13 protein-coding genes are annotated in these 14965 nt (G+C 41.4%); 5 read left to right on the top strand and 8 right to left on the bottom strand.

What is annotated here, in order from left to right:
• Positions 1-57: 57 nt before the first annotated feature.
• The 4 genes from gldG to MKO06_RS12795 all read right to left on the bottom strand — a co-directional run bounded on the left by gldG (position 58) and on the right by MKO06_RS12795 (position 3758).
• On the bottom strand, positions 58-1728 hold the full coding sequence (gene gldG / locus MKO06_RS12810; protein ID WP_241552459.1) for a gliding motility-associated ABC transporter substrate-binding protein GldG: 1671 nt from the start codon (positions 1726-1728) through the stop codon (positions 58-60).
• A complete protein-coding gene (gene gldF, locus MKO06_RS12805) occupies positions 1725-2465 on the bottom strand; it encodes a gliding motility-associated ABC transporter permease subunit GldF (protein WP_241552458.1) in 741 nt (246 codons plus the stop codon). The genes gldG and gldF overlap by 4 nt, the downstream gene beginning before the upstream one ends.
• 162 nt (positions 2466-2627) lie before the next feature.
• Entirely contained in the window at positions 2628-2924 is a 297-nt protein-coding gene (locus MKO06_RS12800) for a putative quinol monooxygenase (RefSeq protein ID WP_241552457.1), read from the bottom strand.
• On the bottom strand, positions 2925-3758 hold the full coding sequence (locus MKO06_RS12795; protein WP_241552456.1) for an SAM hydrolase/SAM-dependent halogenase family protein: 834 nt from the start codon (positions 3756-3758) through the stop codon (positions 2925-2927).
• Positions 3759-3969: 211 nt separating this feature from the next.
• Between MKO06_RS12795 and MKO06_RS12790 the strand changes: the two genes are divergently transcribed.
• The 4 genes from MKO06_RS12790 to MKO06_RS12775 all read left to right on the top strand — a co-directional run bounded on the left by MKO06_RS12790 (position 3970) and on the right by MKO06_RS12775 (position 8735).
• Positions 3970-4923 carry a PhoH family protein gene (locus MKO06_RS12790; protein WP_241552455.1) on the top strand — a complete coding sequence of 318 codons (954 nt, stop codon included), beginning with the start codon at positions 3970-3972 and terminating at the stop codon, positions 4921-4923.
• 18 nt (positions 4924-4941) lie between these two features.
• Positions 4942-5895: a phosphoribosylaminoimidazolesuccinocarboxamide synthase gene (locus MKO06_RS12785; protein ID WP_241552454.1), complete on the top strand. Its 954-nt coding sequence runs from the start codon at positions 4942-4944 to the stop codon at positions 5893-5895.
• A 163-nt stretch (positions 5896-6058) separates the two neighbouring features.
• Positions 6059-7966: an acetate--CoA ligase gene (gene acs / locus MKO06_RS12780; protein ID WP_241552453.1), complete on the top strand. Its 1908-nt coding sequence runs from the start codon at positions 6059-6061 to the stop codon at positions 7964-7966.
• 100 nt (positions 7967-8066) lie between these two features.
• Positions 8067-8735 carry a hypothetical protein gene (locus tag MKO06_RS12775; protein ID WP_241552452.1) on the top strand — a complete coding sequence of 223 codons (669 nt, stop codon included), beginning with the start codon at positions 8067-8069 and terminating at the stop codon, positions 8733-8735.
• A gap of 31 nt (positions 8736-8766) precedes the next feature.
• On the opposite strand, the gene MKO06_RS12770 is transcribed toward MKO06_RS12775, so the two are convergent.
• From MKO06_RS12770 to MKO06_RS12755, 4 genes are all read right to left on the bottom strand, one after another.
• Entirely contained in the window at positions 8767-9435 is a 669-nt protein-coding gene (locus tag MKO06_RS12770) for a 3'-5' exonuclease (protein WP_241552451.1), read from the bottom strand.
• Entirely contained in the window at positions 9432-11354 is a 1923-nt protein-coding gene (locus MKO06_RS12765) for a DUF294 nucleotidyltransferase-like domain-containing protein (protein WP_241552450.1), read from the bottom strand. The genes MKO06_RS12770 and MKO06_RS12765 overlap by 4 nt, the downstream gene beginning before the upstream one ends.
• Before the next feature lie 54 nt (positions 11355-11408).
• Complete coding sequence (locus MKO06_RS12760; RefSeq protein WP_241552449.1) at positions 11409-12491, bottom strand: DNA topoisomerase IB; 1083 nt, start codon at positions 12489-12491, stop codon at positions 11409-11411.
• Positions 12492-12618: 127 nt separating this feature from the next.
• Positions 12619-13707, bottom strand: coding sequence for a M42 family metallopeptidase (locus MKO06_RS12755; protein WP_241552448.1), 1089 nt, complete (start codon positions 13705-13707; stop codon positions 12619-12621).
• 113 nt (positions 13708-13820) lie between these two features.
• Between MKO06_RS12755 and MKO06_RS12750 the strand changes: the two genes are divergently transcribed.
• Positions 13821-14534: a DUF4294 domain-containing protein gene (locus tag MKO06_RS12750; RefSeq protein WP_425248414.1), complete on the top strand. Its 714-nt coding sequence runs from the start codon at positions 13821-13823 to the stop codon at positions 14532-14534.
• Positions 14535-14965 lie beyond the last annotated feature (431 nt).

The raw sequence follows: 14965 nt of genomic DNA, 5'->3' as shown, positions 1-14965 counted from the left end.
TGAATCTGAAATTGTTAATATGTAGCAGGTTTAGAAGTTTTCGGCTTTTTGCTCGCTTCATTTTACGTATTTCCAGCGACGGTAATAATAGAAACTAATTCCGAAGATGAGCAGAAGAACTAATGGCCCCGCAAGGTTGGTTATTTGCCATTTTTGCCTCTCACTGGCCGCTTTTTCTTTATCTAGAAAAGCGAGATTGATCTCTTTTGAACGGATATTTATGAGTCCGGTATCATCGAGCAGGTAGTTCACGGCATTTAGTAAAAATTCCTTGTTTCCGTAAGTATTCCCGGTATATCTCTCAAAGCCTAGTTCAAGCGGCTGCCCTTGCTGAAGATCGTTCTTGATCACATCACCGTCTGAAACTACCAGCATTTTGGAGGGTTTACCTGTATCTATATGAGATTTCAGCTCAAAAGGTTTTACCCTGTTCTTGTAAACCGAAGTGAATTTACCTTCCAGTAGTACAGCAAGTGGTTGTTCACCGGCATTATAGGTTTCCAGGTCAGGCTTTTTACTAACCATTTCCAGGCTAATCTGTAAAGGAACTCCTTCGACCTTAGATTGAGGAGAACTGCTCAGTAAAACAGTCTTTTTGATATCGTTGGCGAGGGTGTCGATTGGATTGGCATACTCGAATTTTACCGCTTCGATATTGTTGATGATAGGGTGATCGTTCGGGGAACTCGTCAACGGACTGTAAAACCAGGGATATGGATTAAAGCGAGTGTTATTTCCGCTTCCGCTAGCCAGGATAATGGGGGCCGAATAAAGATCGTTGACCAGCGCCGGGTTGATCCTGAGTCCGTAGGAAAAGAAATAATCGCCCAGGTTCAGGTCTCGGTACAGGGCTACTGCAGATCCGTTTTCGTTGAAAAGGCTATCCGTTTCCATACTGGTCATTTCAGCAAGCCAGAGCATTTTCCCGCCATTCAAAAGGTACTGGTCCAGCACATATTTTTCCTGTTCGGTAAAGGCCTGTGAAGGTTTTGGATCGATCACCAGGTCATATTCTTTTAGATCCTCCAGGGTTTTTTGCGGCTTTAATTCAACTGAATCCAGGGTAAAAGGCGCCATAAAGTAATATTCCTGTATGGTCCTGATGAAATCGGCAATACGGGCATCGGGCAATTCACCATTTCCGCGCATCACCGCGATCTTCTTTTCACGAGGATAAATGAGTTTGCTAAGACCATTGGCTAGCACGTATTCCAGTTGCTGTACCGAAGCGTTCACGCGCTCCTCATCGCTGGCGCCTATCTGGTTTTTGAGCAGGGGTATCTTAACGGTCTCGTTTCCGTAATTGGCGATGGCCCAGGGAAATATGATGCTTTCACTGCTTCGGCCATTTTCCATTACATTCAGTCTGGCAGGCGTCATTCCCAGTTTATAGAACTCTTCAGCAATAGCATTGGCGTCTCCACCTTCTTCCAGGGGATCGATGAAATTGAATTTTATATTCCTGTTATATGCTGAAAATTCCTCCAGCATTTGCCTGGTCTCGTTCTGCAGTCTTCTAAATTCTGAAGAAAAACTGCCTTCCAGGAAAACATCAAAAACGATGGGTTCGTCCACATCGTCAAGAATATCTTTCGCGGCAGGGGAGAGGCTGTATCGTTTATCCTGGGTGAGATCGAACCGAAAGTAAACTTCAGAAGCAACAAAATTCACGGCCACTATTACGGCCAGCAGGATCAGTATTGATTTTAGGTTTGGCCACTGTTTCATGATCGTGAACTTTTGGTGGCGCTAAGCCTGATCTCTGTCAACTTTAAAAACAGCAGGATAACTGAAAGGAAATAGATCAGGTCCCTTGAATCTATTACTCCACGGCTGATGCTTTGATAATGGAAATTGATTCCAAAAGATTCAACGATATAAGTAGAATTTCCAAAAATACCGGTCTGGCTGATGCCTTCAAATCCGAAATAACATACAAAACAAAGGAAAACACCTAATAAAAATGCGACGATCTGGTTTGAAGACAGGCTGGAAGCAAAGACGCCAATAGCGGCATAACAACCTCCAAGAAACAATAATCCCAAATAGGATCCCAGGGTGGCCCCGGCATCAAAATTACCTTCCGGTCTTCCTAATTCGCTTATCGTATAGATATAAAGCAGACTAGGCAGGATCGCCAGGCCGATTAGCAATAAGATCCCCAGGTATTTTCCAAGAATAAGTTGCCAGATTCTAATGGGTTTGGTGAGCAGGATCTCCATGGTGCCCATGCGTTTTTCTTCTGAAAAACTCCGCATGCTGATGGCTGGGATCAGGAACAAAAAGATCCAGGGTGCCAGGCTGAAAAAAGGTTTAAGATCGGCAAATCCGCTGTCCAGGATATTATAACCGCCACTGAAAACAAATAGAAATAATCCGCTTATCAGCAGGAAAAGACCTATAACCAGGTAACCGGTAAGGGATGAAAAAAAGGATTGTATTTCTTTATTCAGGATTGCAAACATTGCAATTTCAATTATCAATTATCAATTATCAATTATCAATTGTCGGTTGTCTGTTGTCGTTTTTCTGTTGATTCTAAAATTATATAATTCCAATTTTCAACTTTCAACTTTCTACTTTCAATTTCCACTCTCCACTCTCCACTTCTCAATACTCAATACTAACTACTCCATACTAACTAACTTATCCACACTCCAGGCTTCTGGTTTTTCATTGAACAGGACCTTGGTATTGGCCCAGACTTCCTTGAATAGATCAGAATTCCGGTAATTTTCAAGTGCCTGTTCACTTTCCCAGTAACTATACGTGAAAAACCGGTGAGTATTGTGTTTATCCCTGTAGAGCTCTAAAAACAGGCAGCCTTCGAAACCTCTGATCTTTTTCTTATTGCGGTCGAAATTTGCCAGGAATTCTTCGACCTTTTCTGGCTTAAAGCCCATTTTTACGATTCTTACAAACATTTATTCAAAATTTATCGATACCGTGTCAAGGTATTCAAGTCCGAATAGGGTAGAGGCACTGCCTACCGTACTCGGGTTGCTTTTATAGATCGCCAGTTCTATATAACCAGCCGAATTAAAAACAGCCAGCTTTTTTCCGTCTTCTTCCCTGCGCTTTTCCTTTTCTACATTAAAATTGATTGCATGGCTGTAATTTTCATGAATTTCAGAAAAACTTACACCCCTGGCGCTGATCTTGAAATCCCGGCCTTTTCCAACGCTTTCGAATAACTTACGGGTGATATCGGTAACCACGTTTCCGTAGTTATCTATATAGAGCACATGGCCTATGATCTGGGTTTTATCAGAATTAACAACCGGTTCCAGTTGTTTAAGATATTTGATCTCCTGAATGCTTTTTCCTATAACTTCCAGGGTACCGCCACGGGAAAGGTGGCAGGCAACCTTAACAAACACATCAAGCACCGGAAAATTAGTCTCTACTTTATCATGAATATTGATCTCCACGATCTTTTCGGGTTTGATCTCGGAGGCCAGCAATGAAAGTATACCGTTATTGGCACAGATAAAATAATGCCCGTCCAGTTTAACAGCCAGGTGTTTGTTCTCCGGGGTTAATTCAGAATCGATCCCGATGATATGAACCGTGCCCTTTGGAAAGCTGTTATAGGCGTTTTTTATAATGTACGCGGCCTCGCTGATGTGGAACGGAGAAACCGAATGTGAGATATCAACAATTCTAACATCATTAAGCTCACTATAAATAGCTCCTTTAACCGCGCCAGCGAAATAATCCTTCTCCCCGAAGTCGGTAGTTAAAGTGATAATGGGCATAGGTGATTGTTAATATTTTTTTATCTGCGACTGGTAATTTTCCTTAAGTTTGTATAGAAGGCGAATATAAATTTTATTTAAGTTATTCGCATTTGTAAACTGGTAAAAAATTCCCGGAATTTCGATCCAAAATTAGGATTTAGAATTGCGAAGGACAAATAAAAATTACCGGAAAAATTTCAACCATGCTTCATCTAAAAACCTATAGCTTTTGAACGAACTTCTTATTGAACTTTCAGAGATCAGCCCACGCGAGTTTTTCGGGCAGCAAAACGAACACATCGAACTTTTAAAAAAGTATTTCCCAAAACTCAAGATCGTTGCCAGGGGCAGCAAGATAAGGGTGTTCGGCGACGAGGAGATGCTGGAAGAATTCGATAAGCGATTCAATATGCTTATGGATCATTTTGGTAAGTATAACAAACTGGACGAAAATTCCATTGAAAGGGTGCTTACCAGCGAAAGTGAAGAAGAATACGAAACTTCCAAAGAAAGCGGCGAACCTATAGTCCACGGTATCAGCGGAAAGGTGATCAAAGCCCAGACCGCGAACCAGCGGAGGATGGTGGAGCTTTCCAAAAAGAACGACCTGGTGTTCGCAATTGGTCCGGCCGGAACCGGTAAGACCTATACTGGAGTTGCCCTTGCGGTAAAAGCCCTAAAGGAAAAGCAGGTAAAAAGGATCATTTTAACCAGGCCTGCTGTAGAAGCAGGAGAGAACCTTGGTTTCCTTCCGGGGGATCTTAAGGAGAAATTAGATCCCTACATGCAGCCATTATATGACGCCTTACGCGATATGATCCCACACGAAAAACTGGAGATCTTTATCGAAAAAGGAGTGATACAGATCGCTCCTCTGGCATTTATGCGCGGAAGAACCCTGGATAATGCTTTCGTGATCCTGGACGAGGCCCAGAATACCACTCACGCCCAGATGAAGATGTTCCTTACCAGGATGGGTAAGAATGCCAAATTCATCATTACCGGTGACCCGGGACAGATCGATCTACCCCGCAGAGTGATCTCAGGTTTGAAGGAAGCCCTATTGATCCTGAAAGATGTAAAAGGAGTTGGAATGGTGTACCTCGATGATAAGGATGTGATTAGACACCGACTGGTGAAAAAGATCATCGCTGCATATAAAACAATAGAACACAACGATTAAAGACAGATTAAACTCGTTATGAGTAATACTATTATTAAGACAAATTTCAATTTTCCCGGACAAAAATCGGTTTATAAAGGCAAGGTGCGAGATGTTTACAGCCTGGAGAACGACCGGCTGGTAATGATCGCTTCAGACAGGCTTTCTGCTTTTGATGTGGTGATGCCGAAAGGGATTCCTTATAAAGGCCAGATCCTGAACCAGATCGCTACCAAAATGATGGGAAAGACCAGCGATATCGTTTCGAACTGGCTGGAAGCAACTCCCGATCCGAATGTTGCGATCGGAAAGAAATGTGAGCCATTCAAGGTGGAAATGGTGATTCGGGGATATATGTCGGGTCATGCTGCCAGGGAATATAAGGCCGGAAAAAGACAATTATGCGGAGTAGCTCTTCCGGAAGGAATGAAGGAAAACGATAAATTTCCGGAGCCTATTATCACTCCGGCAACAAAGGCTGAACACGGTGATCATGACGAGGATATTTCCAAGGAAGACATCATCAAAAAAGGTATTGTTACTGAAGCCGATTATAAAAAGTTAGAAGAATATACCCGGAACCTATTTGAACGTGGTACCGAGATCGCGGCCAAACAGGACCTGATCCTGGTGGATACGAAATATGAATTCGGAAAAACGCCCGAAGGAGAGATCGTTCTGATCGATGAGATCCATACACCAGATTCTTCAAGATATTTTTATAAAAAGGGATATGTGGAAAGACAGGAGAAAGGAGAGGCCCAGAAACAACTTTCAAAGGAATTTGTTCGCCAATGGTTGATCTCTCACGGATTCCAGGGACAGGAAGGACAAAAAGTCCCCGAAATGAGTGATGAGTATATCGAATCGGTTTCTGAAAGATATATTGAACTATACGAAAATATTACGGGTGAAAAATTTAAGAAGGCTGATGTAAGCAACATCGAGCAACGAATTAAAAAGAATGTAGAAGACTATCTTCACAAGCATTAATTATCAGTCTTTTTATAAAAATGAGAGTTAACATCAAATCTTAATTAAAAATTTCCATGAATTAGGCTTGATTTAACTTTTTTCATTCCAGATGATTTAATAATTTTAGAAACGAAACCGGTAATACCGGTTTTGTTATTATTGACCAAAACCAACTTAGACCATGAGTAATTATCATATTAAGAATCTTGAGGAATATTTTCAGGTATACAGAAAATCGGTAAGAGAACCAGAGAACTTCTGGCAGGAAGTGGCCGAGGAGCATTTTGTATGGAGGAAAAAATGGAACAGGGTTCTAAGTTGGGATTTTAGCAAACCTGAGGTAAAATGGTTCGAGGATGCAAAATTGAATATTACAGAAAATTGTATTGACAGGCATCTGTTGACCAGTGGCGATAAAACGGCCATCATCTGGGAGCCAAACGAACCAGGAGACGAAACCTTGCATATCAGCTATTCAGAACTACATAAAAAGGTGAACAAATTCGCCAATGTATTAAAAGAAAACGGTATCGAAAAGGGTGATCGAGTCTGTATCTATTTGCCAATGATCCCTGAACTGGCTTACGCTGTGCTGGCCTGTGCCCGGATAGGCGCCATTCACTCGGTGGTATTTGCAGGATTTTCGGCCTCAGCACTGGCGACCCGGACCCTGGATGCCGATTGTAAGATGATGATCACTTCAGATGGTTCGTACCGCGGTGCTAAAACTATCGATCTAAAAGGAATTGTAGACAAGGCATTGGAAGAATGTCCGGATGTTGAAACCGTTCTGGTCGCCAAACGAATTGGAAGCGATATCAACATGAAGGATGGCCGTGATAAATGGCTGGAGCCTTTATTGGAAAATGCTTCAGATCAATGCGCCCCGGAGATAATGGATGCGGAAGACCCGTTGTTCATCCTGTATACTTCGGGATCTACCGGAAAACCTAAAGGTATGTTACATACTACCGCGGGATATATGGTATATTCGGCTTATACATTTAAGAATATTTTTAATTATCAGAATGATGATGTGTACTGGTGTACCGCCGATATTGGCTGGATCACTGGTCATTCTTACATAGTTTATGGGCCATTACTAAATGGTGCAACGACCGTGATGTTTGAAGGAGTCCCGTCCTATCCCGATTTTGGCAGATTCTGGGAGATCGTGGAAAAGCATAAGGTTAACCAATTCTATACCGCACCCACCGCGATCAGGGCTCTGGCAAAAAAGAACCTGGAATTTGTAGATAAGTATGATCTTTCCTCATTGAAAGTTCTGGGAACTGTTGGAGAACCCATCAACGAGGAAGCCTGGCACTGGTATGACAGCAATATTGGCAAAAATAAAAGCCCGATCGTTGATACCTGGTGGCAAACCGAAACCGGTGGTATCATGATCTCGCCAATTCCATTCGCGACTCCTACCAAACCAACCTTTGCAACCCTTCCTTTTCCGGGAATTCAGCCGGTCTTAATGGATGAAAAAGGGGAGGAGATCAAAGGTAACCAGGTAGACGGAAGGCTATGTATCAAATTCCCATGGCCTTCGATGGCCAGGACCATCTGGGGCAACCATGAGCGTTATAGAGACACTTATTTTTCGGCATTTGAAAATATGTATTTCACCGGCGATGGAGCTTTGCGCGACGAAACCGGTTATTATCGAATCACGGGTAGGGTAGATGATGTGATCATTGTATCCGGTCACAACCTTGGAACTGCACCAATAGAAGATGCTATTAATGAGCATCCGGCGGTAGCCGAGTCGGCTGTAGTTGGTTATCCCCATGAAGTAAAAGGAAATGCGCTATACGGATTTGTTATTCTGAAAGAAGCCGGAGAATCCAGGAACCAGGATAATCTGAGAAAGGAGATCAATCAGCAGATCGCGGATAAGATAGGGCCGATCGCCAAGCCGGAAAAAATCCAGTTCGTGGAAGGACTGCCAAAGACCCGTAGCGGAAAGATCATGCGTCGTATTCTAAGGAAGATCGCGTCTAAAGATACTTCAGACCTGGGAGATACTTCAACTCTGCTAAACCCTGAGGTGGTGGAAGATATTATTGAAGGTAGCCTGTAGTTTATTGGTTTTTCAACTAGTGGTTTTAAAAAGATATAAAATCGCAGTATATTAACCGGCACGGTATAAAATTTGTACCAGAACTATTAAATTTCTTGAAATGCAAAAAATAATCACATTTACCCTTTTCCTGTTTTTTTCTTTCTGTATCATGGCACAGGATGTAACCATTGGAGTATATGATCCAAGTTCTTTTTTCCTCACCAAGGAAAAAGAACCTGATTACGATTATACAGGATCTCCCTATTTAGAAGAGGAATTTAAAAAAGGTACTATCCACGATAGCGAGCGAACTTCTGTAGACGCCTATTTGCGATATAATGCGTTCGAAGATGCCATAATGATCAAGGCCGATCCTAATTCTGAAGAGGTTAAATTTCCGCGTTTAAAAACCATTACCTATGAAATAGATAATTATACCTATTATCTGGATGAAATAGATTCAGAAGATGGTAGGCTGGCCGGATATTTCGCCAGGTTCTTTGAAGGTGAAAATTCTTCTTTTATTGGAAGGCCAGACCTTCGTATCACTCCTGCTAAAGAAGGATCTTCGGGATACGATAAAGCCGAACCAGCCAAAGTAAGGGTGGAAATGAAATATTATATGTCGGTGAACGGGAGTGAGTATAAGGAGGTGCGAACAAAAGAGAAAGACTTAAAAGACTTTTTCTCTTCTAAGGAAATGAAGGATTATTTTAGCGATAATAAAATTAAAACTACAGAAGATGTAGTGGCATTGCTTAGGTTTTTTGAATCCAGGGCCTTATAAAAGAGTTAGATATTAGTTCTTCAAGACCAGATTAAACCCTATAGATATTTTTTAAGGCAACATCCTTTCCGTTAGAAAGTCGGTTAAGCAACTTCATAAAAATAAGTGCGGTAATATAGGCGTCCCCTGCAGCGGTATGCCGTTCAATTAAATCGATGTTGTAAGTTTCGGCAATCTCATCTAATGAGTAAGTTTTTTCGCGATCTATAAGATTGCTGCTAATACGGGTTTTGCTGTAAAGAGCAGCAGTATCTAACACTTTATTCTTGAGCTTCGGAAGCCCGTGTCTTTGCAGGGCCTTGTTCACCATTTTGACATCAAAGCCGGCATGATGGGCTACCAAAATTGAATTCTGAATATAATTCAGAAATCCTTTCAGCGCCTCTAATTCAGATATTTTTTCGAATCTTTCGTTTTTAATAATTCCGTGGATCTTGACAGTTTCAGGATTGAAGTGGCTTTGTTCAAGAAACACTTCAAAATTATCGCCAATCTCGATATTGTTATTTTCAACCCGGAAGGCTCCTATGCTAAGGATACGGTCTTCATCGAAATCAAAACCGGTAGTTTCAGTATCGAATACGACGAATCGAATGTCAGAAACTTTTCGGGGTAATTTTTCCTCGAAACAACTTGCGTAGTTTTGCCAGAATCCGGGAAGGTTTTCGTCCTCTTTATTTTTGAACCATTTCCTGATCATGAGTGATAGGCTGTTTCGAATCTTATTTTGATAAGCTCCTGGACTTCTTTGATCGTTTTAAAGCAACGCTTCAACTTTACCTTATCCTCTTTGCTTAGATCTTCCAGGTTGATAAACCTGCCGTTGCTTTTATATTTCAAACCCTGCCTGGTTCTGAATTTAAGAAGGACTTTGGAAGAATAGGCGCATGCAAGATATAGTTCCTTGTTATTTGGTTCCAACTGCGCCAGTTTTTCAAATCTTTCCGCTGTATTGCTGATGTTTTTTACACGGTGCTCAAGAATTAGCAGGCGGGCGGCATCGGTAAGCGGCATGATACCTCTTTTTTTGATGTCGAACAGGTCTTTCTTTTCGCCTCCTTCCTCAACCAGGAATTGCCTGAAAAAGCCAAGGGGCGAAGGATTTCTTAGGGCCTGAACTGCCAGGCGGTTCAGAAAAAGTTTATTTTCTTTAAGGGTTTTGAATATATGGTCTGAAATGGCATTGGTGAGTTTTACGTCTCCGTAAGTAATGTCAAAATCAAAGAAGATCTGGCAAAGCAAAATATCATCCATTCCCGAACTGGTGATCCAGGTAGTGAATTGTTGTTTCCATTCAGAAAGGGAAAGACAGTATTTAGGATTTCTGGCCATCATTTCAGCAGGACAAAACTCAAAGCCAATAATATTCAGTCTTTTGGTAACCCTTTTAGCAAGTTTCAGAAAATAGGCGCGGGTCTCTTCCAGCTTATCTTCAGGAACATCTTCAAAAACGATCGCGTTGTCCTGGTCTGTATGCAGTAACTGTTCTTTACGTCCCTGGCTACCTAATGACATCCAGGCAAAATTACATGGAGGCGGGGCATCCATTTTGTCGATACATCTTACGATGGTGCGTTTTATAGTGGCATCATTGAGTTCAAAGATGATCTTGGAAACATGTGTGACCGGAATGTTATTTTTCATATAGCCCTCCAGGAGATAAAGTACCTTGCTTTGTATCCGGTTGAGTTTAGGCGTGCTGGAAGCACGGTTGATCGCCTTCATCAAAACTGAAGGATTATTTCCCTGGGAAACCATGATGTCATGTTCAGAAACAATTCCCTTTACCTTCGTATTAGGTGTGCCATCCTTGGTGATGCAAATGTGATTGATCTTATGCTTCATCATGGTAAGCTGTGCCTGGGCCAGGGTAATCCCCTTGGAATAGCATATAACGGGAGAGGTCATCACCTTTTCTACGGGAGTTTCGATCCCAAAGATGCCGGTTCCTACATATTCCCTGAAGTCTACATCGGTTACGATCCCAACCGGTTTTTTATCTTCCACCACGATAACCGAACCTACTCTTTTTTTGCTCATTAAGGTAGCGGCCTTTTTCAGACTCGTATCCTTTGAAACGGTGATCATTTTTTTTACTACGGCTACCGGCTGCAGGTCGAATAATGCTTCCTGTTTAAAACTTATTTCATCTTGATCGTCAAAAAGTTTTCCCCGGTGTTCAGAAGAATAGGGATTCCGAGTATTGGACGCGAAGCTTTCGATTAGAAAATTTCCAACATTGGCGTTGCTGGTGGCCAGGGGTTTAAAATGCTCTATTGGGATAGCATAAACAATGCTTTCTTCATCGGTGATGGCATTGATCTGGTAATTTTCTTTTGCAAATAAGGGCCTTAAACCAAAGACGTCTCCCTCGTCGCATTTATCAATCGTTTCAGGTTCACCATTTTCCTTTACTTTTTGCAGGTCTACAGCTCCTTTATGAACAATATAGAACAGGTCATGAACTTTTTCGTCTTTCAGGAAGATGGCTTTTCCCTGTTCAAAATAAGATACCCTTACCTCCTGGGCGATGGAATTTAGCTGGACATCATCCAGCAATGAAAAAGGAGGATATTTGCCAAGAAAATCGGCAATTCTGATGGCAATGCTATTGGTCATATCCCAAATTTATTCGAATTTGAAATAAAGACCCTAACTTTTGACTTGAAATTATTATTCCTGAACTTTTATTTCAAAATCCTGAATAAGTTTGTTAATGGCTTTTTCTGGCTCTGAAAGCCTGGTATAATCTACAGCATCGTCTTCCCTGATCTTTTTAAAATACGGAACTATTTCCCCGGTTTCATAGGTTTCAAACACTTTTGGATGCACGTAATAGCTTCGGCAAACGGCACGGGTATTACCCAGTCCTTCTGCTGCCGAATCATAAGCCTGTAGAATATTCTTTTTATTCTCTTTTTCGTCTTCAGTATATCCTATTTCCCGGAGGGTTTCAAAGAAAATCTTAGTGGCAGACCAGGTCCTGAAGTCCTTAGCTGAAAAGATATCGTCGCTGATCTCATGGATGTATTCGTTGATCATCCCGCTGTCAATGCTTTGTTTTTGCCCTTTTTCATCAAAGAATTTGAATAATTCCCAACCAGGTATCTCTTCGCATTGATTAATAAGATCTACAAGCTTTCTATTTTCAACAGTAATAGAGTGTTCCTTTCCCTTTTTACCGATGAATTCAAATTTCAAACCATTTTTGAAGGTTTTCACATGCTTGGTTCTAAAGGTGGATAATCCATAGGTTTTATTGTTCTTAGCATAATACTGGTTGCCAATTCTAATGTGGGTTTCCTCCATTAATCGAATCACGAGTGCCAGTACCTTGCGTTGAGGCATGCCTTCCAGCTCCAGGTCTTTGCTCACCTGTTTCCTTATCTTCGGAAGAGTTTTAGCGAATGCACTCATTTTAAAGAACTTGGTTTGGTTCCTGATCTGAGACCAGGCGGGATGATACATATATTGTTTTCGCTCTTTGTCATCCCTGCCTACAACCTGTAAATGTCCGTTAGGAAGATGGGTGATCCTCACATTTTTCCAGGCAGGAGGTATGACCAGTTTCTTTATTCTGTCAAGAGTATCAGGGTCAGAAATTTTCTCATCTTTCTTATAATAGGCAAAACCTCTTCCAACTTTTTTCCTGTGAATAGATAAATGCCTTTCAGAAACGTATCTGAGATTGGCCAGTTTAACCGCTTCATGTGGGTTGGTCATTACGGTTTCAACATCTTCCTGCGACAGCGTCATGATTTTTTTCTTAAATATAAGCGGAATGTATCTTCAACGGAATTAAAGAATTGTGAAACTTAATTAAGGAAAATAAAAAACTCCCTGGATTACAGGGAGTTTATGATATTATTGACAATCGTAGAGCTTAATCGAAATAGCTGAAGCTGTCTCCTGTCTTTATTTTTAAAAGAGATTCATAGATAAGAATGATCACGTTCTCCACATCATCTTTATGAACCATTTCTACCGTGGTATGCATATATCGTAAGGGAAGCGAGATCAATGCAGAAGGAACTCCGCCGTTGCTGTAGGCGAATGCATCGGTATCTGTCCCTGTAAACCTGGAGGAAGCGTGACGCTGAAATGGTATTTTCTTCTCCTCAGCAGTATCAATGATCAATTCCCTTAATTTATTCTGGATTGCCGGTGCGTACGAAATAACCGGCCCCGCACCAATCTTATTCAGCCCATTCGTCTTTTTCTCGATCATCGGGGTAGTGGTGTCATGGGTTACATCGGTCACTATAGCAACATTTGGCTGAATGCGATGCGTGATCATTTCGGCACCTCTCAACCCGATCTCCTCCTGAACCGAATTGGTAACATATAGTCCAAACGGAAGTTTCACTCCGTTTTCTTTTAGCAATCTCGCTACCTGAGCGATCATGAAACCTCCAATACGGTTGTCAAGAGCACGGCAAACGAATTTATCTTTGTTCAAAATGAAGAAATCGTCCGGGTAAGTGATCACACATCCAACATGCACCCCTAATTTTTCAACCTCTTCCTTATTAGAACAACCAACATCAATGCAGATATTGTCCATTTTAGGGGATTGTTCCTTTTCCTTATCGCGTGTGTGGATGGCAGGCCAGCCGAATACTCCTTTAACGATACCGTTTTTTGTGTGGATATTCACTCGTTTCGAAGCTGCGATCTGGTGGTCGCTTCCGCCATTTCGAACCACGTAAATGAATCCTTCATCTGAAATATAATTCACATACCAGGAAATTTCATCTGCATGACCTTCTATTACTACCTTATATTCGGCTTCAGGATTTATAACTCCAACGGCGGTCCCGTAGGTATCGGTAATAAATTCATCTACATAGGGTTTCAGGTATTCCATCCATAATTTCTGGCCTTCGGCTTCGTATCCGGTAGGCGCAGCGTTATTTAAATAGTTCTCGAGGAACTTCATTGACTTTTTGTCCAGTATTTCGCTTTTCTTCATTGTTCAGTATAATTTTCACGAATTTAAAAAGTTTTAGATTGGTGACAATTGGCGATTGATTAATTTTGGAATGGTTTTCGCAAAAAGTGAGTTTGAAGTAAGATATAAAAGGAGTGAAGAGAATAGTATTCATCATATTGCTAATGATTGGTCTTCCCGGAATTTCCCAGGTAACCCCGACCAAAACCGAAGTGGATAGCGTAAAAACCGACACCTCAGAGGTGACCTATATGCTTATTGCTGGCGATACAATGCCCAGGGAGACAATCGATCTTGAAGAAGTGGTTCTGTTAAGAAAGCTGAAGTTTGATGATATTAATGAAAGAAGGCGCTACCTTATATTAAGGAAAAAAACCAGGAAAGTGTATCCGTATGCCAAACTGGCTTCCGAAAGGCTGGTGGAACTCAATAGCAGGCTGGACCAGATCAAGTCTAAAAGAGACAGGAAGAAATATACCAAGATAGTCGAGAACTATATCGAAAGGGAATTCGCTGAGGAATTGAAAAAGCTAACCCGCACAGAAGGGCAGATTCTTGTAAAACTAATTCACAGGCAAACCGGAACTACGGCATTCAATCTTGTAAAGAATCTAAAAAGTGGCTGGAGGGCCTTTTGGTATAATACCACTGCCAGCATGTTCGATATTTCATTAAAAGAAGAATATCACCCAGAATCTAACCAGGAAGATTTCCTTATCGAGGATATTCTACAGCGCTCGTTCAGGGACAACATCCTGGAGCGGCAGGGGAGTGCCCTGGATTTTGAATACCTTGATCTAAGTGATAAATGGAATAAACCGGAGGGGCCCAAAAAAAGAAGCAAATAGTTCATTCTGTTTTCCAGCTATTTACGTTCGAGTATTAAAATTTCCATAAAAAAGTTTAAATTTTATTTGGTCACTAGTTTTAAGTGGACGTATATTTGCACCCGCTTTGGAAACGAAGTTATGTTCACTGAAATTACTGGAGAGTGCTAAGGACAAGGGCTCAGCTAAAATAAAGGCCGAAAAAAAAGTTGATTTTTTATTTGGTTTGAAAGCAAAAGTCACCTTACATTTGCATCCGCTTTCCGATTGAGGGGAGTGAGGCTTCTAAAAGAGGTTGATGTTCATTTGAAGGTTGGGTTTTAAGCAGGGCAAAAAGAAATCAAAAATTTTTCAAAAAAAGTTTTGGTGGATAAAGAAAAAGGGTTGTATATTTGCACCCGCTTTGCGAGCGAGCAGCCGTTCACATTTCCAGATTGAAAGTTACCAAGAAA

Origin of the sequence: Christiangramia oceanisediminis, from assembly GCF_022570735.2 — a bacterium.
GTDB classification, from domain to species: Bacteria; Bacteroidota; Bacteroidia; order Flavobacteriales; family Flavobacteriaceae; genus Christiangramia; species Christiangramia oceanisediminis.
The sequence above is the reverse complement of the archived record's forward strand: the minus strand, read 5'-3'. Positions and strand labels throughout refer to the sequence as shown.

Bases quoted from the DNA above. Each gene is read 5' to 3' on its own strand.
- gldG (WP_241552459.1), bottom strand. From the start codon at position 1,728: ATGAAACAGTGGCCAAACCTAAAATCAATACTGATCCTGCTGGCCGTA.
- MKO06_RS12795 (WP_241552456.1), bottom strand. From the start codon at position 3,758: ATGCCCATTATCACTTTAACTACCGACTTCGGGGAGAAGGATTATTTC.
- acs (WP_241552453.1), top strand. From the start codon at position 6,059: ATGAGTAATTATCATATTAAGAATCTTGAGGAATATTTTCAGGTATAC.
- MKO06_RS12760 (WP_241552449.1), bottom strand. From the start codon at position 12,491: ATGACGCTGTCGCAGGAAGATGTTGAAACCGTAATGACCAACCCACAT.
- MKO06_RS12785 (WP_241552454.1), top strand. From the start codon at position 4,942: ATGAGTAATACTATTATTAAGACAAATTTCAATTTTCCCGGACAAAAA.
- MKO06_RS12800 (WP_241552457.1), bottom strand. From the start codon at position 2,924: ATGTTTGTAAGAATCGTAAAAATGGGCTTTAAGCCAGAAAAGGTCGAA.
- gldF (WP_241552458.1), bottom strand. From the start codon at position 2,465: ATGTTTGCAATCCTGAATAAAGAAATACAATCCTTTTTTTCATCCCTT.
- MKO06_RS12770 (WP_241552451.1), bottom strand. From the start codon at position 9,435: ATGATCAGGAAATGGTTCAAAAATAAAGAGGACGAAAACCTTCCCGGA.
- MKO06_RS12775 (WP_241552452.1), top strand. From the start codon at position 8,067: ATGCAAAAAATAATCACATTTACCCTTTTCCTGTTTTTTTCTTTCTGT.
- MKO06_RS12765 (WP_241552450.1), bottom strand. From the start codon at position 11,354: ATGACCAATAGCATTGCCATCAGAATTGCCGATTTTCTTGGCAAATAT.
- MKO06_RS12755 (WP_241552448.1), bottom strand. From the start codon at position 13,707: ATGAAGAAAAGCGAAATACTGGACAAAAAGTCAATGAAGTTCCTCGAG.